This window comes from Natronorubrum amylolyticum (genome assembly GCF_052040145.1).
Taxonomy (GTDB): domain Archaea; phylum Halobacteriota; class Halobacteria; order Halobacteriales; family Natrialbaceae; genus Natronorubrum.
This window is the reverse complement of record NZ_JBPPFW010000002.1, coordinates 311,885-335,736: the sequence shown is the minus strand read 5'-3', so window position 1 is coordinate 335,736 and position 23,852 is coordinate 311,885. Positions and strand designations below refer to the sequence as shown.

Sequence of the window (23,852 nt, the reverse complement as noted above, 5' to 3'; positions counted from 1 at the left end):
CCGTTTGAACAACCGCCGGTTTCGACTCGTCAGTACGAACGCAATGAACGCCCACGAGACTCCTACAACCGCCGACCAGCCGATCAGTCCATGACTCCCATCGACTTCGCGATCGTGTTGAGCTGAATCTCGTCGGTTCCTTCGACGATCCGCAGGATCCGCGCCTGGTGGAGCAGATCCATGTAGGGGTTCTCCTCGGCCAACCCGTTTGCGCCGTTTACCTGCACCGCGGCGTCGGCGATCTCCCACATGACGTTCGTCGCGAACCACTTCAGCACGGAGGAGTCCATCACCGTCCGCTCGTCCTGGGCCATCTTCCAGGCCAGTTTCAGCCCCGCCGCGTCCGCGGCGTACGTCTTCGCCTTCCCGCGCGCGAGTTTCGCCGAGACCTGCTGGAAATCCCCGATCGACCGACCGAACGCCTCGCGCTCGGTGACGTACTCGGTGGCCTCCTCGAGCAGAAACTCGCTGTAGCCGACGGCCTCAGCGCCCAACTCGAGCCGTCCAAGCGAGAGAAAGTCCATCGCGGCGTAAAACGCGCCGTCGACCTCACCGAGCACACGACTTTCAGGAATCCGCACGTCGTCCAGTACGATCTCGGCCTGCGAGCCGACGGAGCCGACGGCGTTGTTGAACGAGCCGAGTTCGTACTCGTCGCGTTCCACGATGAAACAGGTGATCCCGCCGTAGCGACCCACCTCCTCCTGCGGTGTGGTTCGCGCGAAGAGTTGGACGAAGTCCGCGTACGGGGCGTTGGTGATCCACTGTTTTTGACCGTTCAACACCCACTCGTCTCCGTCTTTTCGGGCCCTCGTTTCCATGTTCGGCGAGTCCGATCCCGCGCCGGGTTCGGTCTGGGCGAACGCGGTCGACTGCTCCGCCCGGACGGTGGGCTCGAGGTATCGCTCCACTTGCTCGCCCTCGGCCTGCAACAGGAGGGGTTTCGGCCCCTCTGGCCCGGCGAGGACGTAACGAACTATCCCCGGGCCGTGGGAGGCGAGGTGCTTTTTCGCCCGGTACCAGGTGACCGGCGAGACGTCCTCGCCGCCGACGTCCTCGGGCAGGTTCATCACGTAGAACCCGGCCCCCGCGGAGCGACGGCGGATCTCGTCGCGGGCCTCGAGCAACTCGTCGGTCCACCGACCGTCCTCGCGATGGCCCTTTCGCGGGTTCGTATAGACGTCCCCCAACTCGTCGACGATCGGCTCGACTTCCTGAGCGACGAACTCGTCGAGGCTGTCGAGGATCAGTCCCGTCTCGTCGTCGACGGCGAAGCTCACACCACTACTGCCGTTCGTTGACATACCACAACGACCGCGCGATCGGACTTAATGTTCAGCCTCTTCCCCGTCGTCTGCCTCGAGCACGATATCGAACCGATCCCGCAGCCGTTTCTTGTCGAACTTACCCGTCGAAGTCTTCGGAATCTCCTCGATCAACTCGTAGGCGTCGGGGAGCCACCAGTCCGGGAAGGTTTCCGCGAGGTGGCCCTCGAGGTCGTCCGCGGCGAGGTCGGTCCCCGACGTCGGAACGACGATGGCGAGGGGCCGTTCCTGCCAGCGTTCGTGCTCGACCGCGACGACCGTCGCCTCCGCGACGCCCTCGTGGGCCATCAGTTCGTTCTCGAGTTGCACCGAGGAGATCCACTCGCCGCCGGACTTGATCATATCTTTGTCCCGATCCATCACGTCGACGTAGCCCAGCTCGTTCCGCACGGCGACGTCTCCCGTCCGAAGATAGCCGTCCGCCGTAAACGCGTGCTCGTTCTCCTCGGGACGGTTGTGGTAGTGGTCGGTCACCCAGGGGCTGCGAACCTCGAGTTCGCCCATCGTCTCGCCGTCCCGCGGGACCTCCTCGCCGTCGTCACCGATCACGCGGACCTGCATTCCCGGCACCGGGAATCCGGCCATCGCGCGGTACTCGTACTGCTCGTCGGCCGGCAGCTCCGCGACCTCCTTTCGGAGGGTGCTCAGCGTGCCCAGCGGCGACGTCTCGGTCATCCCCCAGCCCTGGAGGATCGGCGCGTCGTACTCCTCGTCGTACCGGCGGATGAGCGACTCCGGGGGTGCGGAGCCGCCGACCGTCAGCCGGTCGATGTTCGAGATGTCGACCTCCGGGTTGTCGTCCAGGTACTCGGCCATCTCGAGCCAGATCGTCGGGACGGCGGCCGAGAACGTCACCGCTTCCTCGTCGATCAGGTGGGCGATCGACTCGGGATCGGTGTGGACCGAGGGGAATACCTGCTTCGCGCCGACGAACGTCGCTCCGTAGGGGATTCCCCAGCCGTTGGCGTGGAACATCGGGACGACCGGGAGCACGGTGTCGCGCTCGCCGATTGCGTTGGCGTCGACGTGGCCGCCCATGACGCTGTGGAGGTACATCGCTCGATGGGTGTAGGGAACGCCCTTCGGAAGTCCCGTCGTCCCCGACGTGTGGCACATGCCGTACTCCGCGTCCTCGTCGATGTCGGGCCACTCGTACTCGGTGGGGTGGTCCGCGAGCAGCGACTCGTAGTCGGTTACCGGCTCGAGGTCGGTCTCCGGAATCTGCTCCTCGGTCCCGAGGACGACGTACTGCTCGACGCTCTCGAACTCGTCGGCGTTCGCCTCGACCTTCTCGACGAATGCCGGATCGACGAAGAGTACCTCGTCCTCGGCGTCGTCGATGGTGTGGACGAAGTGGTGGTCGGGCAGCCGCATGTTGCACATGTGGATCGAGCGCCCGGTGCAGGCCGGCCCGAAGTAGAGTTCGAAGTGCCGGTAGTGGTTCGTCGCGACCACGCCGACCCGAGCGCCCTCCTCGAGTCCCAGTTCGTCGAGCGCGTGGGCAAGCTGGCAGATCCGCTCGTAGGCGTCGGCGTACGTGTACCGGTGCGTACTCCCGTCGGGGAGCTTCGTCACCAGCTCTCGGTCGGGGAACAGGTCGACCGCGCGCTCGAGAAGCCTGTCAAGTGTTAACTGGACACCCATCATGGCTGGGGCAAATATTACGATCAGACAGTTAACTGTTCGGCTGATCGTATCCCAGTATACTCACTGAGCCGCTTCCTACCCGGTATCGAAGCACCTCCCCGACCGTCAGTCGTCGCCCTCGAGTCGCACTAACTCGTCGACGTCGGGAATGTCGGCCGCGGCGTCGGTGATCTGGCGCATCCGGTCGGTGTGTTTGTCGACGGCGTAGGCCGCAAGCTCTCCGTCCTGCAGACCGACGCGTTCCTCGCCGGGGTCGGGCTGGAATCGGTCGTCCTCGGTAATTCCCTGCACGAGCGGGAGCAGTTCGTTGACCGTCCCCTCGATCAGTTCGGGGTCGACGCCCTCCTCCCGAATGAGCGTCTTGAGTTGATTCATGCCGAAGCCGACGTGGCGTCCCTCGTCGCTTCTGATCTTCGTAAAGCCCTCGACCAGTCCCGGCAGGTACGGCAGTTCCTCGAACTCGCCGCCGTAGGACGTCTGCATCCCGTAGTAGCCCGTCTGGGCGAGGATCCCCTCGACGGTGAGGTGGTAGTGGCAGTACGCCTTCGCGCGGTTTTCCGGGGTGTCGTCCTCGAGCAGCCGATCCTGTGCCTTCTTGTTCCGGTCGAACAGCTCGATGTAGGGGTCGTTGAACCACTTCTCGTCGCGGGGGTTCGACCGCTCCCAGCCGAGTTCGTCCTCGACCGCCCAGATCACCTCGCGCCAGTAGCGGTCGAAGAAGTCGGCGTGTTTGGCCTCCTCGTAGAGCTGGGTCGTCAAGAACAGCTGGTCGTCGATGTCCTCGAGCACTGTCGCCAGCGGGGCGAGATCCTCGGTGACAGCGTCTTCCCCCGCCCCGAACTTGGCGATACCGTTCAGCGTTCGATCCCACGCCCGGGCGTCGTAGTCTTCGGCTCCCTGAATGTACTCGAGGAGATTTTTCACATCTTGTTCGAGGTCGATCTCGCCGGGATCCCAGTGCCGTTCGACGGCGTTCCGGTAGTATCGGTTCGATCGTGATTCCCGATCCATCAGCTCGGACGGCGTGTAGTCCGTTGCCATGGCCCAAACTAGTCGGCGCGGCTACTAAAACTGCTCTTCATCAAACGGTGAAAGAACCGGTCGTCGGTATCCCGCACTGGCGTCGTCCTCGGCCGGAACGGCACCCCTCGAATTACGCTCGTTGCGGTGCCGAGCCAATCTCGAAGATTTCCGCGTAGAGGCTCTCGGCCAGCGCGTCGATGTTCGCCTCCGCCTCGCTTGCGGCCATCGTGTCGCCGACGCCCTGCCACTCGACGGACAGCTGGGCCACCGGGACCAGTGCGATCCCGCCGACGGTGATCTCGCCGTCGGGGGTGTGAACCGTCCACTCCGTTCGCATGCCGTCCGACGAGCGGGTGACGTCGTCGATTCGGCCGCCGGCCGCGGCCCACCGTTCGACGAGCCCGTCGGTGATCCGGCGCAGCTTTCGCTCGCCGAGGACGTGGACGGCGACGCCGGCTCCCACGAGCGCGACGAACGCGACGAGCGCTACCGGCAGCCCGCCGTAGGGAACGTTCACCGACGCCGCGAGTCCTGCGGTGGCGACGACGAGTCCGAGAACTCGCGCGTCGACTGCGCTGGGGATCGTGCCGCTCCAGTCGGCTGTCCGGCTCTGGCTCTGAGTCGGCTGCTCGAGTTGCATCGTACCTACGACTGTCGAGGACGTCCGGGTAGCCGTTGGCCTGTTCCAGTGCTCGCTTTATACGCGAACTGTCAGATTCATTCGTAATCGAGTAATTCTCCGTCGCCGTGACGTTCACGCAACGATTCGAGGTCGGCTCGCTGTTCTTCAAGCCGCGGCGTTGGTTCCGCATACACGTGCTCGAATATCTCGCGAGGATCGATGTCCGAATCGGCATCCTCGGCGCGGTCGATCAGGCTCTCGAGGGTCGCGTCGATCTCCGACTCGATCGACTCGATTCGCTCGTCGTCGAGCAGGTCGCGGCTGCGGAGGTAGGCGTCGAATCGATCGATCGGGTCCCGGTCGCGCCAGCGTTCGACCTCCTCGTCGTCCCGGTAGACCGACGGATCGTCGGCCGTCGTGTGCGCGCCGTAGCGATACTGGACGGCCTCGATTAGGGTCGGCCGTCCCCGGTCGCCGTCGTTTTCGAGCGCCTTCTCCCGCGCGGCTTTCGTGACGACGTAGCTCGCCAGCGGATCCATCCCGTCGACCTGCACCCCTGCGAAGCCGTAGGCGTCGGCCTTCTGCGCCAGGGTGGCGCTGGCCGTCTGGCGCTCTCGCGGGACCGAAATCGCCCACTGATTGTTGTTACAGAAGAAGACCGTCGGCGTCTCGAAGACGCCGGCGAAGTTCATCGCCTCGTGGAAGTCGCCTTCCGACGTCGATCCGTCGCCGAAGTGGACGAGGCTCACGCGGTCGTCGTCGTTCAGTTTCGCGGCCCACGACCAGCCGACCGCCTGGGGGAGGTGGGCGCCGATCGAGATGTTCAGCGGGAAGACGTTGATCTCGTCGATCGCCGCGTTGCCGTCCTCGTGGCCCATCCAGTACAGCAGGTACTCCCAGGGTAGCTCCCGGGAGACGAGCGCGCCGTGTTCCCGATACTGGTAGGAGATCATATCGTCGGCCGCGAGCGCGTAGGTCGACCCGATCTGTGAGCCCTCCTGGCCGGCCAGCGAGGAGTACGTTCCCATTCGCCCCTGTCGTTGGAGGCTGATCATCCGCTCGTCGAACCGCCGGGAAAAGCGCATATCGCGGTACATTCCGAGCAGCGTCTCGTCCTCGAGATCCGGCTCGAGGTCCGGTGCGACGACCGTGCCGTCGCTGTCGAGCACCCGAATCCGATCGTCCGGCGCTCGCTCGAGAACGGCGTGCTCGAGGGCGTCTTCTGACATGCCTGCACCGTGGGGTTCGGACTACATAACGGTACTCGTGCCGGAACTGCAGTCGGAGACCGATGGAGACGGTCACTGACGGGAGCGTGGCGAAAAACGCTATGTGCTGGCCCCGGTACGCCCACGTATGACCTGGACGGTGATGCCGACGTTCGAGGACTACACGCAGGCACGAGCGCGGTTCGAGTGGGACCTCCCCGACGCGTTCAACCCGGCTGTCGACTTCCTCCGGAAACACGACGACACGAGTCGGACGGCACTCCGATACGAGGATCCCGAAACCGGTCTCGAGACTTACTCCTTCGACGACCTCGACGATCGCTCCGATCGGCTCGCGGCGGCGCTCGCCGACCTCAGTGTCGAGGCAGGCGACCGCGTTGGCGTCATCGTTCCACAGAAACCCCAAAACCCGATTACTCATCTGGCGAACTGGAAGCTGGGTGCCGTCTCCGTCCCGCTAACCGTGCTCTTCGGACGCGACGCGCTGCAGTATCGCCTCGCTGACAGCGAGGCCACCGCCGTCGTCGTCGATCCGAGCGTCCGCGAGACCGTTGAGGAGATTCGCGGCGAGTGTCCCGACCTCGAGCACGTGATCGAACTCGGGACCGACGACTTGGTTTCGGGGAACGCCCACGCCTTCGACGACCTGCTTGAGGCTCACGATCCTGGGCTCGAGGTATACGACGCTACTCCGGCGACGCCGTCTGCGATCATGTACACGAGCGGGTCGACGGGGCCGCCGAAAGGTGTCCGCCACAGCCACGCCCTCTGGCTCGGCCGGGCCGCGGCCGCGTACAACTACTTCGATCAGGGGCTCGAGGCCGGCGAAACGACGCTCTGGACGCCCGCCGACTGGGCCTGGGGCGCCGCGCTGGGCGGCACGCTCTTTGCGGCGTGGCACCACGGCTGTACGATCGTCGGCTGGCCCCGCGACGGGTTCGATCCCGAAGCGGCCTACGACCTCATGGCGCGCCACGACGTGGACAAGGCGTTCATGCCGCCGACCGCGCTCCGAATGCTGATGTCGGTCGACGATCCTGAGGATCAATTCGATCTTTCGCTCGAGACGTTTGCCTCGGCGGGCGAACCCCTGACCTCGGAGGTCGTCGACTGGGTCGGGGAGACGTTCGCGAACGTTTCGATCAACGACTTCTACGGCCAGACCGAACTCAACCTCGTCGTCGGCAACTCGGACACCTGGTTCGATACCCGTCCGGGAAGCATGGGGAAGCCGTTTCCCGGCTACGAGGTTCGCGTGCTCGACCCGGACAGCGACGAAGAACTCGAGACCGGCGAGGTGGGCGAACTCGCGGTGAAGCCGGGCGACCGACGTGTCTTCTTCGACGAGTACTGGAAGCTGCCCGAAAAGACGGCGGCGAAGCGGACCGATTCGGGGTGGTTCCGCACCGGCGACCTCGTCAGACGCGACGAGGAGGGCTATCTCTGGTTCGTCTCCCGCACCGACGATGTGATCCTCACGAGCGGCTACCGCGTCGGCCCGATGGAAGTCGAGGAAGCCATCCTTCACCACCCCGACACCGAACAGGCGGGCGTCGTCGGCATCCCGGACGAAACCCGCGGCGAGGCGATCAAAGCCTACGTCCAGCCCGCGACTGCCGACTACGACCCGTCCCAACTGCGCGAGGAGATTCGCGACCTCGTTCGAGAGCGCCTCGCGCAGTACGAGTACCCACAACACATCGAGTTCGTCGAGGAACTTCCGACGACGACTACCGGAAAGATCCAGCGTCGGTCGCTCCGAAATCGCGAGAACCCCTCGGACGGAACCGACGACTGAGACGGTTTGCTGTCGGTTTGCCGACTCGAGTCTCCTCGCTGAGCGTCTCAACGATGGCTGATTCCAGCGAATCGACAGTCAAAGTCGGTTTTATGGGTCCACTGTGTGAACGTCATCCTATGCACCGCGTGCTACTCCCCGTCGACGCGAACGAGAGTCGGGCGATCAAACAGGCGACGTACGTCGCCTCGCTGCCGAACGCAGCGCAATCGGTCGAAGCGCACATCCTGTTCATCTTCGACGAGGAGAGCGCGGACCTGCCGAAGGAGTTCGAGCAGTACAAGTCGGCCTCGAGAATCGGCTCCGTCCGCCGGGCGACGGAGCGACTCGAGGAGGCCTCGGTAGATGTCACCGTCCTCGAAAAAAGCGGCGGTGCCGAGGGCGGCGACATCCTCGAGACGGCCCAGGAGTACGACGTCGACTCGATCGTCCTCGGCGGCCGGAAACGCTCGCCGGTCGGCAAGGCGGTGTTCGGCAGCGTCACGCAGTCGGTCATCCTCGAGACCGATCGGCCGGTCGTCGTAACGGGCGGCGGGGAGGACTGAGTCGGTTCGCCGCGGCCGTTTTTTCGATCGATTTTACGGATTCGACGAGCGAACGCACTGGAAGGACACACCGCATCAGGCGGTGTCACTGCCTGTGCTTCGCGAAGAACCTCGTCAACCGACCACCATCCGGTGAAACTTCCCCACGTACCCGTGTCCAGTCGATCCAGAGTTTGTACCCGACGAGCAGGCATCCGATGACAACGAGCGGGTCAACAGAAGGTTCTGCAGCCAATTCCGCCGCGAGCAGGTACAGTACGACGACTGTCGAAGTCGAGACGATCACCGCTGGAAACAGGAGTACGGCGTACAGGATGTAGAATCGGTGAAGGAAGTAGCCGATCACCATCGCCGACTCGTCTTCGTATTTGTCCGGCCGGAAGTACAGCAACTGGACGATCGTAAGATGTGCAAGCAATATTGCCGCCATCACCAGGAGTCCGGCCGGTGTCAACAGCTCTTCGATTCCACCGAGAAACACCATCGGGTCGATTGCTTCGAAACGCACCCCCTCGGTCGTGGTGTCTCGGATGAGAAAGGAGCCAATAATGGGCGTAAACACGACAAGCAAGAATAGCGCCGGAACGAGCGCTCTGAGATTCCAGAGGTAGCCAGCCGGTAGCGAACCCGGGAGTGGAATCGTTCGTTGCCCGGGGTCCCACGGTTCTTCTGGGAGTCCGTCGCCGTAGTCCCAGCGGCGTTTTTGTTGTGCGGCCAGTGCACAGCAGCCGTACGCCACGAACAGCGCAACCGCGTCGAAACAGTACAACAGCACGACTGCCCGGCTGCTCCAGCCGAAGACGAGAAATCCGATCAACGGGAACGCGTTGATTATAAAGAGGAGTATAATAGATACTGTTCGATTCGTATCTGTGTCAGGCATAATTGACAATTTGGGATAATAAAATGGACTAATTAATATTATTTAAAGTTACTCTCTTCGGCTATGGTGTTAGTCCAGAGATGTCAATGCTTCCTCCAAGCGATTGGCAGTATATGCAACTGATCCAAGGACATGGGTCTGCACAGGCCTCAAAACTGCCACCTTCTCACTCCAGCAAAAACACGGCGAGGTTGTTCGAGCGAGAATATGGTTCGGTCAGTTACGCAAAGTTGTGCTCACGTTGCAGTCAGAAACACCGAACTAGCTATCGATGTCGATAACGGGTGATTTTAGGCGTCTACACAAGGCGATATATTGTCGTTTAGGATATCGGTTTCCAATTCAGAGTTCCAGTGATTAATTTAGTCCTTCAAATAATCATCTGTGATCTAGTGTTTGTAGGAACCTATCTTCCGAACCTCTGGCCGTACCGTCTACCGATTTACTATCGCACTCAGTAGTTTATCGCCCGCGTTCTCCTGTCGTTCGAGGTCCAAGTAACGAGGCTGTGACGACGCCTTGAGTCGGATCACGGGAGAACCGTCGTCTCTCCTGCCCGTTTGCTGACGCTTATCCGTCCGACGGTCGATGTGGACGCATGGCACTCGAGAAACCGGATCTCTCCGGCCAGACGGCGTTTATCACGGGAACGACCCGTGGCATCGGCAAGTCGATCGCACTCGCCCTCGCGGAACAGGGCTGCAACATCGTCTCGACGGGCAAGACGAGCGAGGAAGACGACGACTACGAGGACCGCGACCTCGAGGGGTCGATCGAGCAGACCGCCCGCGAGGCAGAAGAACGGGGCGTCGACGCCCTGCCGATCAAGCTCGACGTCCGGGACGAGGCAGCGGTCGAAGCGGCGGCCGAACGTGCGATCGACGAGTTCGGCGAGGTCAACATCGTCATCAACAACGCGAGCGCGATCCAGTTGGCGGCCGTCGAGGACCTCCCGCCCAAGCGGTTCGACCTCCTGACTGACGTCAACGTCCGGGGGACGTATCTCACCTCGAGGGTCTTCGCGGACCATCTCCGCGAGGTGGATAACGCCTGGCTGCTCACGAACTCGCCGCCGGTCGGCATCGACCGCTCCCCGGGATCGGGTCCGTACGCGTGGTCGAAACTCGGGATGTCGTTCGTCACGCTCACGCTGGCGAGCGAACTCGGCGGCGACGACGTCGGCTGTAACACCTTCTGGCCCGTGACGGCGATCGATACCCGCGCGACGCGGTACTTCGGGATGGGGACCGAAGACGACTGGCGAACCCCCGAGATCGTCAGCGACACGGTGCTCGAGATTCTCGGTCGCGATCCGGCCGAGTTCACCGGAAACGCCGTTTACGACGAGGAACTGCTTCGGGAAGCAGGTGTGGACGATTTCTCGCAGTACAACCTGACCGAGGGCGATCCGGCGCCCGGGTCGGCGCAGCTGTTCGATCCGGAGTACTCTCGGCCGGAGTAACAGTTGGCTGCGGTCACAGTCGGTGAACCGTCTCGAGTCAGCTACGACAGGAGTTCGGGCGCGTCGGTCGACGCAACCTCGGCCTCGAGCGCGACCGGAACCGAATCGAGGACGATCGACGGCGCCGCGTCGGACGGTTCGCCGGCAGTCGCACCACTGCTGCCGGTTTCTTCGACGACGTACCGCTGACCCAGCATCGGATCGAGTAAGCTGTCGACCTCGCCGCGGTCGTCCCGGAGGATCGGCGCGTCGGGGTCCGGATCGCCCAGGTGGTTGTCGATCTGGTCTGCGAGATCGACGCTCAACTCGCGTTCGTCGTTTCGCTCGAGGAGATCGGCCTCGGAGAACCCGGTCTCCTCGTTCGTCGCCACGATCTGGATGTTCTGGATGGCACTCGAGTCCGACGTGCGGTAGGCGTACGTGTCGCCGAAGGCCTCGTCCATGGTCCCCTGCTGGGCGTGATAGAACTCGGCGGCCGGCCCGTTCGGTGCGGCGATGACGTTGGCGTGGAAGATGCCGTCGTCGGTCAACCGATCGCTCACGAGGTCCATGAACTCTACGGTGGTCAGGTGGAACGGGACCTGATCCTGTTTGTAGGCGTCGAGGACGATCAGGTCGTACGTTTCGTCGCTGCTCTGGAGGAACTGCCGACCGTCGTAGACGTGTGAGGTCATGTTCTCGTCGTGCTCGAGGCCGAAGTAGTCCTCCGCGGCTCCGGTGACCTCGGGATCGATCTCGACCACGTCGATGTCGACGTCGTACTGTTCCTCGAAGTCCTGCGGGCCGGTGTAGCCCCCGCCCCCGATGAACAGGACGTTATCGACGTCTTCGACGTCGTCCGTCATGAGCATCGGCAGGTGAAAGTAGGTCGTGTACTCGAAGACGTGTCGGTCGGGATCCTCGAGGTCCACCGCGCTGTGTCGCGCGCCGTCTAAGTACATCGTTCGTTCGTCGCCGTCGTCGACGATCTCGAGTTCCTGATGGGCCGTTTGGGTCTGGTAGACGACGTCGCCGCGGTGATCGATGGCGACCGGCCCGGCGCCGGTCGCGGCGACCAGCAGGAGGAGGACGACGACGCTCGTGAGGACGGGTTTCCGCGGGAGCGTGGGGAGGTTGAGTACGAACGCCGTGCCGACGAGGATGAGTCCGAACAGGAGGCCGATGCCGTCGATACTCAGCCCCGGAATGAGGACGAACGTGGTCGCTCCAGAGCCGAGGATGCTGCCGATCGTCCCCAGCGCGTAGACGTGTCCAGACGCCTCGCCGGTTCCCTGCTTCTGTGAGAGTTCCGCGGCGTATGGGCTGATGAAGCCGAGCAGGTACGTCGGCGGGCCGAAGAGGATGATCGCCGCCGGGAGCGCGGCGTACCGCGGCGGCAGCGCGAGCGTCGCCGTATACCGCAGGAGGAAGTCGCTCGCGTAGATCACGACCGCGACGTACACCGCCGTCCCGAGCAACAGCCACGACATCTCCCGGTTCGTCGCGGTGCTGGCTCGTTTTCCGCCCTGCCAGTAGCCGATGCTCAACGCGGCGAGGACGACCGTCAGGATCCCGCCGACGGTGTAGATGTGGCTCCCGAACTGCGGGGCGATGAGTCGGACGGCCAAAATCTCGAGACCCATGCTGGTGACCCCCGAGACGAAAACGGCGAGTTCGGGTTTCGTGGGTCGATAGTTCGCGGCGGTCCGCACGTCCATTACCCGATTGGAATGGGTCCCGCCGTGAGTACTTGTCGTCTCGGTAGCGGTCCGGGACGCTTTACGGGGTCCATTACGGCCGCGTGATAACGTGCGTGAGCACGAACACTGCAACCGCGACGACTGCGACGGTCACGACGCCGAACTCGAGGGCCCCAACGAGGTCCGCACCCCAGACGAACATGGCGGCGAACAGCGTCGACAGCACCGCGTTCAGCAGGACCAGTACGCGCGGGTCACCCTCCGAGGACTCGAGTCCCTCCTTCAACCCGTCCGGTTCGGCGTCAGCGTCTGTCATGGCTGAATACGCGAACGTCGCCCACTTATCCGTTTCCCTGTCGGAACCCACTCGCGCAGTCGGCGATACGGGCATTTATATCGATTCCCACGAAGGTGGCCGGTATGCGCGAGGTGACGGTCTCTCGAGTCGTCAACGCGTCGCCGGTCGTCGTGGCCCGGTGGCTCGATCCGCCGACGATCGTCGAGGCGGAGGGGAGTTTCACCGTCGAGACGATCGACGAGCACGGGGACGCGACGGTCGTCGTCGCCAGCGGCCCCGGCATGCAACTGCCGCTGCGGTTCGAGGAACGCGACGAATCGATCTACTACACCCAGGAAGGTGAGGAGGGCCCGTTCTCCCACATGGAGACGTGGATCGACCTCGAGGACGTGCCCGACGGAACGCGGGTCACGATCCGGTCGACGGTCTCGCTCGCCGCACCGCTGCCGTTCGGCGATCGGCTGGCTGCTTGGAAACGAACGGGCGAACTCAAACGGGCGCTCGACGCGCTCGTCGAGGAGTTCGGAGAGAGTGGATGAATCGCGGAGACCGGACGTAGTCAGGGCGTTCGGACCACCACGTCTTCGTCGTCGTTGCTCGGGAACGGGTTCTCGAGATCGTTCTCTTCACCCCACTCCTCGTCCGTGACCAGACAGTCCTCGAGCGTCGCCCCGATCCGTTTCTCGTCGGTCTCGGTCCCGATGAAGACCAGTTCCGTCCGTCTGTCACCGTGGTCGTCGTGCCACTCGAGATTCGGTCGATTGGAGCGGTAGAGGTCCTGTTGCACCTCCGGGAGGGAAGCGATCCACGGGCCGTTGGTGCTCGCGCGAACTGACGGGCCCGCGTGGGAGACGTCTATTTTGACGTCTCGCCCGGCGATCCAGACGACTCCCTTCGAGCGAACGATCCCGTCGGGAAGCGCTCGGAGGAACGACGCGAACCGCTCGGGGTGGAACGGCCGCCGCGCGCGGAAGACGACGGAGTCGACGCCGTAGACCTCGTCTGGATGGCGGTGATCGTGGTCGTGATCGTGACCGTGCCCGTCGTCGCTGTGACCGTGGTCGTCGTGCGTGTGGTCGTGGTCGTGTTCGTCGTGACCAGCGTCCTGGTCGTGGCTGTGACCGTGTCCGTCCTCGCCGCGCTCGTCGCCACTGTCCTCGCCCTCGTCCGCCAGCGCGCGCTGCCAACCGGCGATCTCTCCCATCCGATCCGGATCGAAGAGTCCGACGCCGAGGACGCGGTCAGGATCGACGTTGCTGAACTCCGTACGGACGATCTCGGCCTCGGGCTGGAGCGCGCGGACCAGCGCCTCGGCCTCCTCGAGTTCCTCGGGCGAACAGAGATCGGTCTTGTTGAGTAAGACGAGGTTCGCGACCTCGAGTTGCTCGATCATGAGATCCGAGAGCGGGCGCGTCTCCTCGTCGTCTTCGTCACCTGCGACCGCCCCCTGCCGCTCGGGTACCTCGTCGCCGGCGAACTGGTCGAGAAAGCGTCGCGTGTCGAGGACGGTCACGAGCGCGTCGATCTCGTAGCTGGCGGCCACTCGCGAGGTGGTCGTAAACAGCCGCGCGACCGGTTCGGGCTCCGAGATGCCCGAGGATTCGACGAGCAGGTGATCGAAGTCGCGCTCGCGGGCGAGTCGAACTACCGCGGTCTCGAGGTCGTCCTGCAGTTCACAGCAGATACAGCCGTTCGAGAGCTCGGCGACGCCGTCCTCGAGGTCGAGATCGGAGCCGTCGGCGACCAGTTCGGCGTCGACGTTGACCGCGCCCATATCGTTGACCAGGACGGCGAGATTTCGCTCGCCCGCGTTCTTCAGCAGGTGATTGAGGAGCGTCGTCTTGCCCGCGCCGAGATTTCCCGAGAGCACGGTGACGGGAATGCCGCCGGATTCGGATGACATACCGGAGAGGTTGTAACTCGAGGGTCAAGAAGCGTCGTGTTGCGGCCGACAGGGCTCGCGAGCGGGGTGTCCGACGCGACAGGTTTTTGCCTTCGGGCCCGAGCATGACCGACGATGACACTCGCCGATCGGATCGCGTCGTTCCGGGAGACACTCGAGGAGTGGCTCCGCGGACTCTTTCACGGGATGTTCACGCACCCGGCCTACGAGAAGATCGAGGCCGAGGCCGAAGACACGGAGGACGCGTTCATGCTGGCGTGTTTCCCCGACGCCTTCGGCATTCCGAGTCCCGTCTCCTACTACACGGCCGAACTGCTGCCCTACCTCGAGGACGAGTATCAGGCCTGGGAGCGGCGCATGTGGGACCGCCAGTCCGTGATCGAACGCAAGGGCCACCAGTACCACTTCTGATCGATGGCGACCTTCACCTTCTTCGGCGGCAAGGGCGGCGTCGGCAAGACGACCGTCTCGAGCGCCTACGCGCTCGAGTGCGTCGAGGCCGGACTCGAGACGCTCGTCGTTTCGACGGACCCGGCCCACAGCACGGCCGACGTCTTCGATCAGGAGTTCAGTGACGAACCGCGGCCCGTCGAGGGCTACGACGGGCTCTCCGCGATGGAGATCGATCCGGAACAGGAGGTCCAGGATCACCTGATGGACCTGCGTCGACAGTTGAACTCGCAACTGTCGGCGGCGATGGTCAACGAGGTCGACATCCAACTCGAGATGGCTCACCAGACGCCGGGAGCCTACGAGGCCGCCCTCTTCGACCGGTTCGTCGAGGTGATGCAGAACGCCGACCCCTACGACCGGGTCGTCTTCGACACCTCGCCGACCGGGTCGACGCTCCGCCTGCTCGCCCTGCCGGAGCTCCTCGAGCGCTGGATCGATCGGCTGATGGCCAAACGCGAACGTAGCATCGATCTCTTCGAGAAGGCCGCAATCGGCAACCAGGAGCCCCGACGCGTGATGGAGGGGGATCCGATCCTCGCGCGCCTGCAGGGGCGCAAGGAACGTTTCGAGTTCGCCGGCGAGGTGCTCCGCGAGGACGCCTCCTTCTACCTCGTCCTCAATCCCGACGAGCTCTCGATCCGGGAAACCGCTCGGTCGCTCGAGACGCTCGGCGAGGCCGACCTGCCCGTGCGCGGACTCGTCGTCAATCGGCTGACGCCCGAGCCGGAGCCCCACGAGGAGGGCCGCGGTGCGACCTACCTCCGCGATCGGGTCGAGACGGAGCGCGAGCGCCTCGAGTACATCGAGCGGGAGTTCGACGCGCCAGTCGTCGCGACCATCGAGACGCGCGTCGCGGAAGTTCGGGGGAGTATACTCGAGGACGTCGCCGGCGAACTCGAGATTTCGGTTGGTGATGACCGACCGCGGCCGAGCTAAGTAACTCGGTCGTGTTCACGATCGAACGGTTATCTCGGAGCGGAGTGTCTTCTTGGTTTACAATAATCGGCGTTCTCGGGGGTATCTGGGCATATGATCAGGGCTAGAACAAACTACAATAAATTATATTTATAGTGCTCCCGTTCAACACACGGTTAGGGAGACAATACCATGGCAGGTGTAATCTGGATCGTGGCACTGGTGCTGACGACGTTTACCGTCGCGTACATCGGGTACGGACGGTACCTCTCGCAGTTCGTGGGGTTAGACGACAGTCGGGAGACGCCAGCACACAAGTACCAGGACGGACAGGAGTACGTCCCGGCGAAGAAGCCGGTACTACTGGGGCATCACTATTCGAGTATCGCGGGCGGCGCACCCGTCGTCGGGCCGATCACGGCCGCACTGGTCTGGGGCTGGGTGCCAGCCGTGCTGTGGGTGGCGATCGGGAACCCGCTGATGGGCGCGGTTCACGACTTCATCTCGCTGTCGAGCAGTCTTCGACACGAGGGGAAGTCGATCGGCTACATCATCGGCGAGTACGTCGGTGAACGGGGCAAAAACATGCTTCTGTGGTTCGCGTTCTTGCTGACGATCCTCGTCGTGGCGGTGTTCGCACTCGTCATCGGGGTCGTACTGAACGCGTACCCGTCGGCGGCGACCGCGAGCCTGCTATACATTACGCTCGCGTTCGTCTTCGGGATCTGGCTGTACCAGCTGGGACTGCCGTTCTCGGTCGGGACGGTCGTCTTCGTCGCGGGCGTCTTCGCGTCGGTCTGGGTCGGCATCCAGTACCCGCTCGCGATCGTCCCCGGCGAGTATCCCGAGGGCACGATCGTGCTGCTCGAGTCGGCGCTGTTCTTCCCGGAACTGCTCGACAGCGCGAACATCGGTGCGTGGGTGCTGATAATACTCGTATACGGGGCCGCTGCGAGCGTCCTGCCGGTGTGGATGCTGTTGCAGCCGCGTGACTACCTCTCGTCGTTCCTCCTGTACACAGGGGTCGGCGGGAGCCTGCTGGCGGTCATCGTCGGCACGTTCATCACCGGGATGGGCAGCGACGCAGTCCACCCCGACACCGGGAATCAACTGAGCTTCGATATCGCGACCGGGGCCTGGTACGGCTTCCTCGGCGAAGGCGGACCACTCGCCGAGATGCTGCCGCTCATGCCGTTGTTCCCGCTCCTGTTCCTCACCATCGCGTGCGGGACCATCAGTGGTTTCCACTCGCTGGTGTCCTCGGGAACGACCTCGAAGCAACTGAACAAGGAGACCGACGCCAAACTGATCGGCTACGGCGGAATGCTCGCGGAGGGGCTGCTCGCGGCAGTCGCCCTCTGTGCGGTGACGATCGTCGCGATTCCCGCTGCTGACGGCGGGATCGGTCTCGCGTTGCCGAACTTCGCGACTGGCGGTGGGGCGATCCTCACCGCGCTCGGCATTCCGTTCGAGTACGCCGCGCCGTTTATGGCGCTCGTGCTCGCGAGCTTCCTGTTGACGAGCATGGACACGGCCGTTCGACTGGGACGGTACATGTTAGAGGAGATCGTCGGCACGCCGGAGACGTCGGCCGAGGAGTACGCATCCAACCGCTACATCAACACGTCGTTCATCGCTATCGCGGCGTTCTTCCTGCTCGGCAGCGGCCGATGGGAGGACCTCTGGACGCTGTTCGGCGGTGCGAACCAGCTGCTGGCGTCGCTGGCGCTGCTGTCCGGTACCGTCTGGCTGGCCAACTGGAGCAAATCCAAGCAGCTGATCTCGACTGGCGGTCCGATGGTCCTGATGGGCTTCATCACGGTGATCGGTCTCAGCTGGGTCGGGCTCTATCAGATCCTCGCGGGTCGACTGCTCGGTATCACTGCCGACGCAGAGACGGGACTGATCGGGCAGGTGTCGGCGGTCGCCCAGCTCGTGATCATCGTCGTCCTCATCTACCTCGCGCTGTCGCTGTTCAAGATCGGTTACGACAACATGCAGACGGCTCGAGAGACCGGTGACGGCGTTGCAGCCGACGTGAGTACGGACGACGACTGATCGCGACTCGGCGTCGCGATTTCGACTGCAATTTTGCTTTTTCGACTCGAGTGAGAGCGACTGCGCCCGCTCGTCGCGCAGATTCGAAGCGAAAAGAGACTCGTCGTGTCGGTCACAACTACAACTGCAGTCGTCGGGAGATCAGATCGAGAATGCCCGGCTCCTCGCGCTCGATCGAGTCCCAGAGTCGAAAGGCGGTCGCGACGTCGGCGTTCTCGCTCGCGACGAGGGCCTCGCTCTCGGGCGAGACGACGGCCAGATTGATCTCGTAGTGGCCGTGGTAGCCGTACTTCAGCAGCGTTCTCCCGTCGAATCCCGAGACGCGGTTGCGGACTTCGTCGGGGATCGAGGGAGCGACCGCGACGAACGTAAAGTCCGTCGAGAAGTGTTCCTCGTCGGGATCGATCCAGTCGTCGGCCAGCCGCTCACCCAGGTCGACGAACCGGTCGAGCGTCCGGTCGTCGACGCGGTCGACCCGCCTGACGAACAGGTGTTCGGTGGACTCGTGTTCGGCCAGCGACAGCGCGGGGTGGAGGAAGTGTTTCTTGCTCGAGAGCGCCATCTGGCCGTACAGCGTGAACGTCTCACCCTCGACCGTGTAGTCCTTCTCGAGGTCGTAGTTGTGCATGAGTCGGTCGCTCACCCGATCGACGTACTCGTCGTCCCAGTCGGGGACGCCCTCGAGCGTCTCGCTCGGAGACGGCTCGGCGTCCGCGTCTGGAGACGTGGCCTCGAGCGGCTTTCCGGCGGTCTCGCTGTCGTCGGGGTCGCGTGTGCGATCACTCATATCGGTCACCGAGTTGATCCTCCGGGGCGTGCCAGCCGAGGGGTGGCGACTCGGCGCGTGGCCGGTCCATGTGGGCTGATGGCACGACGACTCCAAAAGTCCGTCGGCACCGGTGTGCAGTTGGGCGTTCGCCCGTGACAGCACTTAAGCCACAGTATCGCTAATACGGGACCACTATGGCCAAAGACCGCGAAGCGTGTGGCCGTTGCTCGATGTCGGTCGCCACCGAGGTCGCGAACGCGGACCGGTCCGCCGAGGAGCGGGCCGATCGAGATCCGTACGGCGAGCACCGGATCGAGGTCGACGAAGACCAGTTGCGAACGTTCTCGCCGGGCGCGTGGCTCTCGGGCGTCTCGAGCCGTCTCGACGACGCCGCTCAGCGCGTGATCTGGGGACGGTAGTCCGAACCGGCGAGACGCGACGGTGACTCGAGCGGCTAGCACTTGTGCGGGTGGCCGACACTCGTGGCGTTTCCACGAGCGGAGAATACGCTTTTCGTCGTCGGGACGGATTACTCTCGAGAGCCTCAGTTCGTCGTGATGACTTCGATCACGTCCCGCGACTCGACCTCGTAGTTCTTGCCGAGTTGCCGGTTCGATCGGCAGTCGATAGCGTGGAGGAAGCCGTCGCCGATATCGGAGTGGAGGCTGTACGCGAAGTCCTCCGCGGTCGAGTTCGGCGGGATCAGATAACAGTCGGGCAGCACCTCGCCGCGTTCGTTGCCGAGACCGTTTGCGCCGCCGGGGAACACCGGCGTCACCTCGAGGACGTCGAACAGCGCGGTCTCGATGGCCGCCTGCACGCCGCTCGCGCCGTACTCTGTGAGGAAATCGCGAATCTGCTCTAACCCCTGTTCTTGCTCGTCCGAGATGTCACCGACGATATCGAAGTCCTCGTCGCCGGGTCGGTAATCGACGACGCCGGCCTGATCCGCCGACTTCAGGGCCTTCTCGGCGTGAGCGCTGCAGGGGACGATCGTCAGGTGCTCGTACTCCGGATCGCTCGTGATCTCCTCGTAGTTGTCCTGGGCTTCGGGCGTATCCATCTTGTTCGCCGCGATGACCATCGGCTTGGTCTCCTTGCGGATCTCGCGGGCGAGTTCGAGTTTGTCCGCGTCCTCCCACTCCTCGGGCTCGAAGCCGACGTCCGTGCGCCGAATGAGGCGCTTGATCTCGTCCTCGTTGGTCTTGAACGCGCTCATCTGGACGGCGAGTTCCTCCTCGATGGCGTCGTCTTCGGTCGTGTAGCCGGAGGCGTAGCGGTCGATCCCCTTCTCGAGAACGCCGAGATACCACTGGTCGAGTTCCTCCTCTAAGAACGCGATGTCCTTGCGCGGGTCGTGGCCCTCGGTGGGCTCGCCCTCGAGGTCGGTCTCGCCGGAGAAGTCGACGACGTGGACGAGCACGTCGGTTTCGTTCAAGTCCGAGAGGAACTGGTTCCCGAGACCGTTGCCCTCGTGAGCGCCGGGGATCAGCCCCGCGACGTCGACGAGTTTCGTCGGAACGAAGCGGGTGCCGTGGTCGCAGTAGCCGACGTTCGGGGTACACTCCTCGTCGAACTCGGGAGCCGCACACTCGACGCGGACGTAGGCCTCGCCCACGCTGGGGTCGATGGTCGTGAAGGGGTAGGCCCCCTCGGGGACGTCGTTCATCGTCGCCGCATTGAAGAAGGAGGACTTGCCGACGGAGGGTTTGCCGACGAGTCCGATCCGGTAACTCGTACTCATTGTCCGTCCCACGAGCGGGGTCACTAAACGGGTTTCCTTCCGCTCTCGCAGTGTGATGCGTGTACGTAGCACGGAAATAGATTGGTCGCGCATCGCTCGAGACCGTCGCTCCCCGGTGTCGCCGTCGCACTGTTTGGTACTCTCCGTACTGCCCCATCCCCGGTACTCGGTCAGAGCCGTTCCCGTCTCAGTGTTCGGTCAGAGCCGTTCGCGCTCGTCCGCATCTCGGCTGCGCCACCAGTGGACCAACAGTCCGACGCCGGTGACGAAGAGTCCGAGACTGAGCAGGTCGATAGCTGTGGCCAGACTGCCGCTGAAGGCGGTGACGACCTGGAGGAGACTCCACGCCAGCCACATGAGCGCGCCACCGTTGGCCAGAGACAGCTCTCGTCGGGTGATCCGCTCGCGGTCGTATCGGTACAGTGCGACGCCGATCCCAACGACCCAGGCCGCAACGAAGACAGCACCGAGCGCCGCGCTCGAGAGTCCGAGTGTCTCGGGAATGCTCATTCGTCTCGGTTCGACAACGTACCGACACGTGTTGAAGATATCGGTGCCGATGAACGACCGAGTCGGTGTCGTTTCCGCGAACTTCCTGTCGGCGTCTCCCAATCGTGGTACCACGACCCTCGCAACCCTTATCCGGGGGCCGTCCCTACGTTTGGTTGTAATGGCAAACGGTAAGGTTGATTTCTTCAACGACACAGGCGGCTACGGTTTCATTGAGACGGACGATGCGGACGATGACGTTTTCTTCCACATGGAAGACGTTGGCGGTCCGGACCTCGAGGAAGGCACAGAGATCGAATTCGATATCGAACAGGCCCCCAAGGGTCCGCGCGCGACCAACGTCGAGCGTCTATAATATCGGCTTCGCGTCGCCCTAGGCGACGCTGACTACTACTATCATTTTTCGCACCGCTACACTCCAGCCACCGGTGACTCCGGCACTCGAGCCGTGGTCCGGTGGTCAGCGCCGGCTGTGAGAGACGGATGCGAGCGGCGTTCGTTCATCCACTCCGAAATCAGTATCCCTATCACGAATCGGTACTGACGGGAGTCCATGAAGGTCGGCGCACACGTTTCAATCTCCGGTTCGCGCGTCTCGTCCGACGACGAAACACCGCCGTACGACGACATGCGGAACGCGGTTCACCGACAGCTCGCCTTCGGCGGCAACTGCGGACAGGTCTTTACGACCTCCCCGCAGGTCTGGGCCCAGCCCGAACTCAGCGACGAGGCCGCCGAGGGCTTTCGGGAAGAAACCGAGGAACAACTCGAGGGGCCGTGGGTGATCCACTCGTCTTACCTGGTCAACCTCTGTACCCCTAAAGACGACCTCCGCCGGAAGTCCAAGGAAAGCATGCAGGCTGAGCTCGATGCCGCCGAGCGCCTCGACATTCCGTACGTCAACGTCCACCTCGGCGCGCACACGGGCGCCGGCGTCGAGGGCGGCCTCGACAACGCAGCGAGCCTGATCGACGAACTCGACGTGCCAGAGGATGTCGAGATTCTGATCGAGTCCGACGCGGGTAGCGGGACGAAACTCGGCGGCGAGTTCGCCCACCTCGCGGGGATCATCGACCGCACCGAGACCGATATCGGCATCTGTATCGACACCGCCCACACGCTGGTCGCGGGCAACGATCTGACGACGCCCGAAGCGGTCGACGAGACCGTGGGACGGTTCGACGACGAGGTCGGCCTCGAGTACCTCAAATACATCCACCTCAACGACTCGAAACACGACGTCGGCACCCACAAGGACGAACACGCCCTCATCGGCGAGGGCTACATCGGCGAGGACGGCATGAAAGCGATCGTGAACCACCCGGATCTGCGTGAGCTGCCCTTTGCGCTCGAGACGCCGACCGAGGACGGCCGCGGCTTCGCGTGGAACATCGAGAAGGTGAAAGAGCTGCGAGATTCGGAGTGAGCGCGGTTCGGAGCGAGCACTGCGAGCGAGAACCGCGAAAACGCGAACGGCGTGAGCCGTGAGCTAAGCGACTCGGAGTGAGCGGCGGAGCCGCGAACTGCGAGCCACGTAAGCGCCTCGAGATTCGAATACATCTCCTATCGCCGGGTTACGATGCATCTGACGGAAGTATAGCGAGATACGTGCCCGCGAATACGACACCGAGAAGCGGCGGTACGATCGTTCCGACGAGGATGGGCGCCGAGATCTCGATCCCGCCGTAAAGATCCACTACCGTAATCGCAGTCAGTACCGGTGCGACGAGCGCGGCGAACACGAGTAACGCGCCGGCGAACACGTACCCCCACCGCCGCTCCCGCCAGAGCCAGCGGGCGCTGATGGCGAGGGCGGGGACGAGAACGCCGAGATCGACGACGTACGTGTATGCGGCTTCGGCGCCGAGTTGCTCGATCGCCGACGGAAGCGTCCCCGCACCGAGAGCGGGAAGGATGTCCGACAGCCACATGGCGGCGAGTCCGACCGCGGCGGTCGCGAGGAAGCCCGCGTAGACGCGTACCGGCAGCGCACCACGTGCTGCCTCGCCGAGTGCGGCCGCGTCGGTTCTGGCGGAGCCGCTGATCAGCGTAAACGTCGAGAGGGCGAAGAGCGCGACGTAGCCGAGGAAGAACTCGTTGTACGCGACGACGAACGCGTAATGCGTCCACATGTACGTCATGAACGCGAGCGAGCCGAGCCACGCGACGCGACCGCGTACCGACCCGCGCGTCGCGTACAGTAGGCTGATCGCGAGCACGGGAACGCCGATTACGAGGACGACGGCGTCTTGTGCGTGTATTCGCAGCAGTTCCCCTGCGGGCTCGGCGTAGTGACCGTCCCGGAACAACCCGAGAAGGCACGACGTGCTCGCGAGCGCAAGGATCGCTACCGAGGATGCAACCTCCCAACGGTTCGGTGAGGCGTTCATACGAGATCACTATCGAGCGAAATACGCGCCGAAGAGCAGCGGTGCGACGAGCAACGTCAGCGGGACGACAATCCAGACCTGCCCGCCGAACACGTCGTACTGCGCGACGGTCTCGCTGACCGGAACACCCTCGAGGTAGCCGACGAGGAACTCGAAGCCGACTGTCAACACGACCCAGATCATTCCGACGAGCAGTCGTTCCGTTCGAGTGTAGTCGATCGCCGTGTACGCGAAGTAGCCGGCCGAAACGGCGAGAATCGCGACGACCAGAAGGGCCGTGCTGAGTAGATGACCGGAATACGCTCCGACCCGCGGGATGATTACCGTCTCCCTGAAGATTCCGTTAATGACGGCAAGAACGGCCATCACTATCCAGAGGCCAAGCGGGTAGACGATAGCTGTCGGCTCTACGGAGTGGCGCTGTGCGGCCGGCGTCTGGCTCGGCGAACCCATCTCTCCCGCGACTACGCCGAGGCACCTGAAAAATCGACGGGGGTCCGTCGTCGAACCTGACGTGTTGGATCGAACTGCGCCACTCGAGCGAGTGGACGAACGAGCGCAGGTCGCTGCGGGCGGCGAGGGGCACAACCCGTAGCCGC

24 protein-coding genes and 1 pseudogene are annotated in these 23,852 nt (G+C 63.7%); 11 read left to right on the top strand and 14 right to left on the bottom strand.

What is annotated here, in order from left to right; all coding sequences use genetic code 11:
• Positions 1–83 precede the first annotated feature (83 nt).
• The 5 genes from ACSFDB_RS08015 to pdhA all read right to left on the bottom strand — a co-directional run bounded on the left by ACSFDB_RS08015 (position 84) and on the right by pdhA (position 5,846).
• Positions 84–1,304, bottom strand: coding sequence for an acyl-CoA dehydrogenase family protein (locus ACSFDB_RS08015; protein ID WP_440770480.1), 1,221 nt, complete (start codon positions 1,302–1,304; stop codon positions 84–86).
• A 24-nt stretch (positions 1,305–1,328) separates the two neighbouring features.
• Entirely contained in the window at positions 1,329–2,972 is a 1,644-nt protein-coding gene (locus ACSFDB_RS08010; RefSeq protein ID WP_440770479.1) for a long-chain fatty acid--CoA ligase, read from the bottom strand.
• Positions 2,973–3,077: 105 nt separating this feature from the next.
• Positions 3,078–4,013, bottom strand: coding sequence for a ferritin family protein (locus tag ACSFDB_RS08005; protein WP_440770478.1), 936 nt, complete (start codon positions 4,011–4,013; stop codon positions 3,078–3,080).
• Positions 4,014–4,125: 112 nt separating this feature from the next.
• The gene (locus ACSFDB_RS08000) at positions 4,126–4,635 is read right to left on the bottom strand and encodes a hypothetical protein (RefSeq protein ID WP_440770477.1); all 510 of its coding nucleotides are present in this window, start codon (positions 4,633–4,635) and stop codon (positions 4,126–4,128) included.
• A gap of 77 nt (positions 4,636–4,712) precedes the next feature.
• A complete protein-coding gene (pdhA, locus tag ACSFDB_RS07995; protein ID WP_440770476.1) occupies positions 4,713–5,846 on the bottom strand; it encodes a pyruvate dehydrogenase (acetyl-transferring) E1 component subunit alpha in 1,134 nt (377 codons plus the stop codon).
• A gap of 127 nt (positions 5,847–5,973) precedes the next feature.
• Between pdhA and ACSFDB_RS07990 the strand changes: the two genes are divergently transcribed.
• Together ACSFDB_RS07990 and ACSFDB_RS07985 are read left to right on the top strand one after the other, a co-directional pair.
• Positions 5,974–7,644: an acetate--CoA ligase gene (locus tag ACSFDB_RS07990; protein ID WP_440770475.1), complete on the top strand. Its 1,671-nt coding sequence runs from the start codon at positions 5,974–5,976 to the stop codon at positions 7,642–7,644.
• A gap of 119 nt (positions 7,645–7,763) precedes the next feature.
• On the top strand, positions 7,764–8,189 hold the full coding sequence (locus ACSFDB_RS07985; protein WP_440770474.1) for a universal stress protein: 426 nt from the start codon (positions 7,764–7,766) through the stop codon (positions 8,187–8,189).
• 85 nt (positions 8,190–8,274) lie between these two features.
• On the opposite strand, the gene ACSFDB_RS07980 is transcribed toward ACSFDB_RS07985, so the two are convergent.
• Positions 8,275–9,072 carry a DUF6498-containing protein gene (locus ACSFDB_RS07980; protein WP_440770473.1) on the bottom strand — a complete coding sequence of 266 codons (798 nt, stop codon included), beginning with the start codon at positions 9,070–9,072 and terminating at the stop codon, positions 8,275–8,277.
• 163 nt (positions 9,073–9,235) lie between these two features.
• On the opposite strand from ACSFDB_RS07980, the pseudogene ACSFDB_RS07975 reads away from it, so the two are divergent.
• Together ACSFDB_RS07975 and ACSFDB_RS07970 are read left to right on the top strand one after the other, a co-directional pair.
• Positions 9,236–9,360: pseudogene (locus ACSFDB_RS07975) on the top strand (IS5/IS1182 family transposase); the annotation flags it as partial.
• 310 nt (positions 9,361–9,670) lie between these two features.
• Complete coding sequence (locus ACSFDB_RS07970) at positions 9,671–10,534, top strand: SDR family oxidoreductase (RefSeq protein WP_440770472.1); 864 nt, start codon at positions 9,671–9,673, stop codon at positions 10,532–10,534.
• A 41-nt stretch (positions 10,535–10,575) separates the two neighbouring features.
• Here the strand turns inward: ACSFDB_RS07970 and ACSFDB_RS07965 are convergent, their stop codons facing one another.
• On the bottom strand, positions 10,576–12,231 hold the full coding sequence (locus tag ACSFDB_RS07965) for a spermidine synthase (protein ID WP_440770471.1): 1,656 nt from the start codon (positions 12,229–12,231) through the stop codon (positions 10,576–10,578).
• A 73-nt stretch (positions 12,232–12,304) separates the two neighbouring features.
• Positions 12,305–12,529, bottom strand: coding sequence for a DUF8107 family protein (locus ACSFDB_RS07960; protein WP_440770470.1), 225 nt, complete (start codon positions 12,527–12,529; stop codon positions 12,305–12,307).
• A 104-nt stretch (positions 12,530–12,633) separates the two neighbouring features.
• Between ACSFDB_RS07960 and ACSFDB_RS07955 the strand changes: the two genes are divergently transcribed.
• Positions 12,634–13,050, top strand: a complete 417-nt coding sequence (locus ACSFDB_RS07955; protein ID WP_440770469.1) for an SRPBCC family protein — start codon at positions 12,634–12,636, stop codon at positions 13,048–13,050.
• Between the two features lie 20 nt (positions 13,051–13,070).
• Here the strand turns inward: ACSFDB_RS07955 and ACSFDB_RS07950 are convergent, their stop codons facing one another.
• Complete coding sequence (locus tag ACSFDB_RS07950) at positions 13,071–14,414, bottom strand: CobW family GTP-binding protein (protein ID WP_440770468.1); 1,344 nt, start codon at positions 14,412–14,414, stop codon at positions 13,071–13,073.
• A gap of 114 nt (positions 14,415–14,528) precedes the next feature.
• Between ACSFDB_RS07950 and ACSFDB_RS07945 the strand changes: the two genes are divergently transcribed.
• From ACSFDB_RS07945 to ACSFDB_RS07935, 3 genes are all read left to right on the top strand, one after another.
• Positions 14,529–14,825, top strand: a complete 297-nt coding sequence (locus tag ACSFDB_RS07945; protein ID WP_006090117.1) for a DUF7990 family protein — start codon at positions 14,529–14,531, stop codon at positions 14,823–14,825.
• Between the two features lie 3 nt (positions 14,826–14,828).
• A complete protein-coding gene (locus ACSFDB_RS07940) occupies positions 14,829–15,803 on the top strand; it encodes an ArsA family ATPase (RefSeq protein ID WP_440770467.1) in 975 nt (324 codons plus the stop codon).
• 171 nt (positions 15,804–15,974) lie between these two features.
• Positions 15,975–17,840: a carbon starvation CstA family protein gene (locus ACSFDB_RS07935; protein WP_440770466.1), complete on the top strand. Its 1,866-nt coding sequence runs from the start codon at positions 15,975–15,977 to the stop codon at positions 17,838–17,840.
• A 118-nt stretch (positions 17,841–17,958) separates the two neighbouring features.
• Here ACSFDB_RS07935 and ACSFDB_RS07930 read toward each other — a convergent pair whose 3' ends face one another.
• Positions 17,959–18,627: a DUF8052 family protein gene (locus tag ACSFDB_RS07930; protein WP_440770465.1), complete on the bottom strand. Its 669-nt coding sequence runs from the start codon at positions 18,625–18,627 to the stop codon at positions 17,959–17,961.
• A gap of 176 nt (positions 18,628–18,803) precedes the next feature.
• Here ACSFDB_RS07930 and ACSFDB_RS07925 point away from each other — a divergent pair, with 176 nt between their 5' ends.
• Positions 18,804–19,028 carry a DUF8007 family protein gene (locus ACSFDB_RS07925; RefSeq protein WP_006090121.1) on the top strand — a complete coding sequence of 75 codons (225 nt, stop codon included), beginning with the start codon at positions 18,804–18,806 and terminating at the stop codon, positions 19,026–19,028.
• Positions 19,029–19,153: 125 nt separating this feature from the next.
• On the opposite strand, the gene ACSFDB_RS07920 is transcribed toward ACSFDB_RS07925, so the two are convergent.
• Both ACSFDB_RS07920 and ACSFDB_RS07915 read right to left on the bottom strand, forming a co-directional pair.
• On the bottom strand, positions 19,154–20,353 hold the full coding sequence (locus ACSFDB_RS07920; protein ID WP_440770464.1) for a redox-regulated ATPase YchF: 1,200 nt from the start codon (positions 20,351–20,353) through the stop codon (positions 19,154–19,156).
• Between the two features lie 198 nt (positions 20,354–20,551).
• On the bottom strand, positions 20,552–20,863 hold the full coding sequence (locus ACSFDB_RS07915) for a hypothetical protein (RefSeq protein ID WP_440770463.1): 312 nt from the start codon (positions 20,861–20,863) through the stop codon (positions 20,552–20,554).
• 160 nt (positions 20,864–21,023) lie between these two features.
• Here ACSFDB_RS07915 and ACSFDB_RS07910 point away from each other — a divergent pair, with 160 nt between their 5' ends.
• Positions 21,024–21,218 carry a cold-shock protein gene (locus tag ACSFDB_RS07910; RefSeq protein WP_006090124.1) on the top strand — a complete coding sequence of 65 codons (195 nt, stop codon included), beginning with the start codon at positions 21,024–21,026 and terminating at the stop codon, positions 21,216–21,218.
• 198 nt (positions 21,219–21,416) lie between these two features.
• Positions 21,417–22,289, top strand: a complete 873-nt coding sequence (locus ACSFDB_RS07905) for a deoxyribonuclease IV (protein WP_440770462.1) — start codon at positions 21,417–21,419, stop codon at positions 22,287–22,289.
• A 148-nt stretch (positions 22,290–22,437) separates the two neighbouring features.
• Here ACSFDB_RS07905 and ACSFDB_RS07900 read toward each other — a convergent pair whose 3' ends face one another.
• Both ACSFDB_RS07900 and ACSFDB_RS07895 read right to left on the bottom strand, forming a co-directional pair.
• The gene (locus tag ACSFDB_RS07900) at positions 22,438–23,253 is read right to left on the bottom strand and encodes a hypothetical protein (RefSeq protein WP_440770461.1); all 816 of its coding nucleotides are present in this window, start codon (positions 23,251–23,253) and stop codon (positions 22,438–22,440) included.
• Positions 23,254–23,262: 9 nt separating this feature from the next.
• Positions 23,263–23,706, bottom strand: a complete 444-nt coding sequence (locus ACSFDB_RS07895; protein ID WP_440770460.1) for a hypothetical protein — start codon at positions 23,704–23,706, stop codon at positions 23,263–23,265.
• Between the last annotated feature and the right edge of the window lie 146 nt (positions 23,707–23,852).

Excerpts from the sequence above, each read along its gene's own strand:
- ACSFDB_RS08015 (WP_440770480.1), bottom strand. The coding sequence starts at position 1,304 with ATGTCAACGAACGGCAGTAGTGGTGTGAGCTTCGCCGTCGACGACGAG.
- ACSFDB_RS08010 (WP_440770479.1), bottom strand. The coding sequence starts at position 2,972 with ATGATGGGTGTCCAGTTAACACTTGACAGGCTTCTCGAGCGCGCGGTC.
- ACSFDB_RS08005 (WP_440770478.1), bottom strand. The coding sequence starts at position 4,013 with ATGGCAACGGACTACACGCCGTCCGAGCTGATGGATCGGGAATCACGA.
- ACSFDB_RS08000 (WP_440770477.1), bottom strand. The coding sequence starts at position 4,635 with ATGCAACTCGAGCAGCCGACTCAGAGCCAGAGCCGGACAGCCGACTGG.
- pdhA (WP_440770476.1), bottom strand. The coding sequence starts at position 5,846 with ATGTCAGAAGACGCCCTCGAGCACGCCGTTCTCGAGCGAGCGCCGGAC.
- ACSFDB_RS07990 (WP_440770475.1), top strand. The coding sequence starts at position 5,974 with ATGACCTGGACGGTGATGCCGACGTTCGAGGACTACACGCAGGCACGA.
- ACSFDB_RS07985 (WP_440770474.1), top strand. The coding sequence starts at position 7,764 with ATGCACCGCGTGCTACTCCCCGTCGACGCGAACGAGAGTCGGGCGATC.
- ACSFDB_RS07980 (WP_440770473.1), bottom strand. The coding sequence starts at position 9,072 with ATGCCTGACACAGATACGAATCGAACAGTATCTATTATACTCCTCTTT.
- ACSFDB_RS07970 (WP_440770472.1), top strand. The coding sequence starts at position 9,671 with ATGGCACTCGAGAAACCGGATCTCTCCGGCCAGACGGCGTTTATCACG.
- ACSFDB_RS07965 (WP_440770471.1), bottom strand. The coding sequence starts at position 12,231 with ATGGACGTGCGGACCGCCGCGAACTATCGACCCACGAAACCCGAACTC.
- ACSFDB_RS07960 (WP_440770470.1), bottom strand. The coding sequence starts at position 12,529 with ATGACAGACGCTGACGCCGAACCGGACGGGTTGAAGGAGGGACTCGAG.
- ACSFDB_RS07955 (WP_440770469.1), top strand. The coding sequence starts at position 12,634 with ATGCGCGAGGTGACGGTCTCTCGAGTCGTCAACGCGTCGCCGGTCGTC.
- ACSFDB_RS07950 (WP_440770468.1), bottom strand. The coding sequence starts at position 14,414 with ATGTCATCCGAATCCGGCGGCATTCCCGTCACCGTGCTCTCGGGAAAT.
- ACSFDB_RS07945 (WP_006090117.1), top strand. The coding sequence starts at position 14,529 with ATGACACTCGCCGATCGGATCGCGTCGTTCCGGGAGACACTCGAGGAG.
- ACSFDB_RS07940 (WP_440770467.1), top strand. The coding sequence starts at position 14,829 with ATGGCGACCTTCACCTTCTTCGGCGGCAAGGGCGGCGTCGGCAAGACG.
- ACSFDB_RS07935 (WP_440770466.1), top strand. The coding sequence starts at position 15,975 with ATGGCAGGTGTAATCTGGATCGTGGCACTGGTGCTGACGACGTTTACC.
- ACSFDB_RS07930 (WP_440770465.1), bottom strand. The coding sequence starts at position 18,627 with ATGAGTGATCGCACACGCGACCCCGACGACAGCGAGACCGCCGGAAAG.
- ACSFDB_RS07925 (WP_006090121.1), top strand. The coding sequence starts at position 18,804 with ATGGCCAAAGACCGCGAAGCGTGTGGCCGTTGCTCGATGTCGGTCGCC.
- ACSFDB_RS07920 (WP_440770464.1), bottom strand. The coding sequence starts at position 20,353 with ATGAGTACGAGTTACCGGATCGGACTCGTCGGCAAACCCTCCGTCGGC.
- ACSFDB_RS07915 (WP_440770463.1), bottom strand. The coding sequence starts at position 20,863 with ATGAGCATTCCCGAGACACTCGGACTCTCGAGCGCGGCGCTCGGTGCT.
- ACSFDB_RS07910 (WP_006090124.1), top strand. The coding sequence starts at position 21,024 with ATGGCAAACGGTAAGGTTGATTTCTTCAACGACACAGGCGGCTACGGT.
- ACSFDB_RS07905 (WP_440770462.1), top strand. The coding sequence starts at position 21,417 with ATGAAGGTCGGCGCACACGTTTCAATCTCCGGTTCGCGCGTCTCGTCC.
- ACSFDB_RS07900 (WP_440770461.1), bottom strand. The coding sequence starts at position 23,253 with ATGAACGCCTCACCGAACCGTTGGGAGGTTGCATCCTCGGTAGCGATC.
- ACSFDB_RS07895 (WP_440770460.1), bottom strand. The coding sequence starts at position 23,706 with ATGGGTTCGCCGAGCCAGACGCCGGCCGCACAGCGCCACTCCGTAGAG.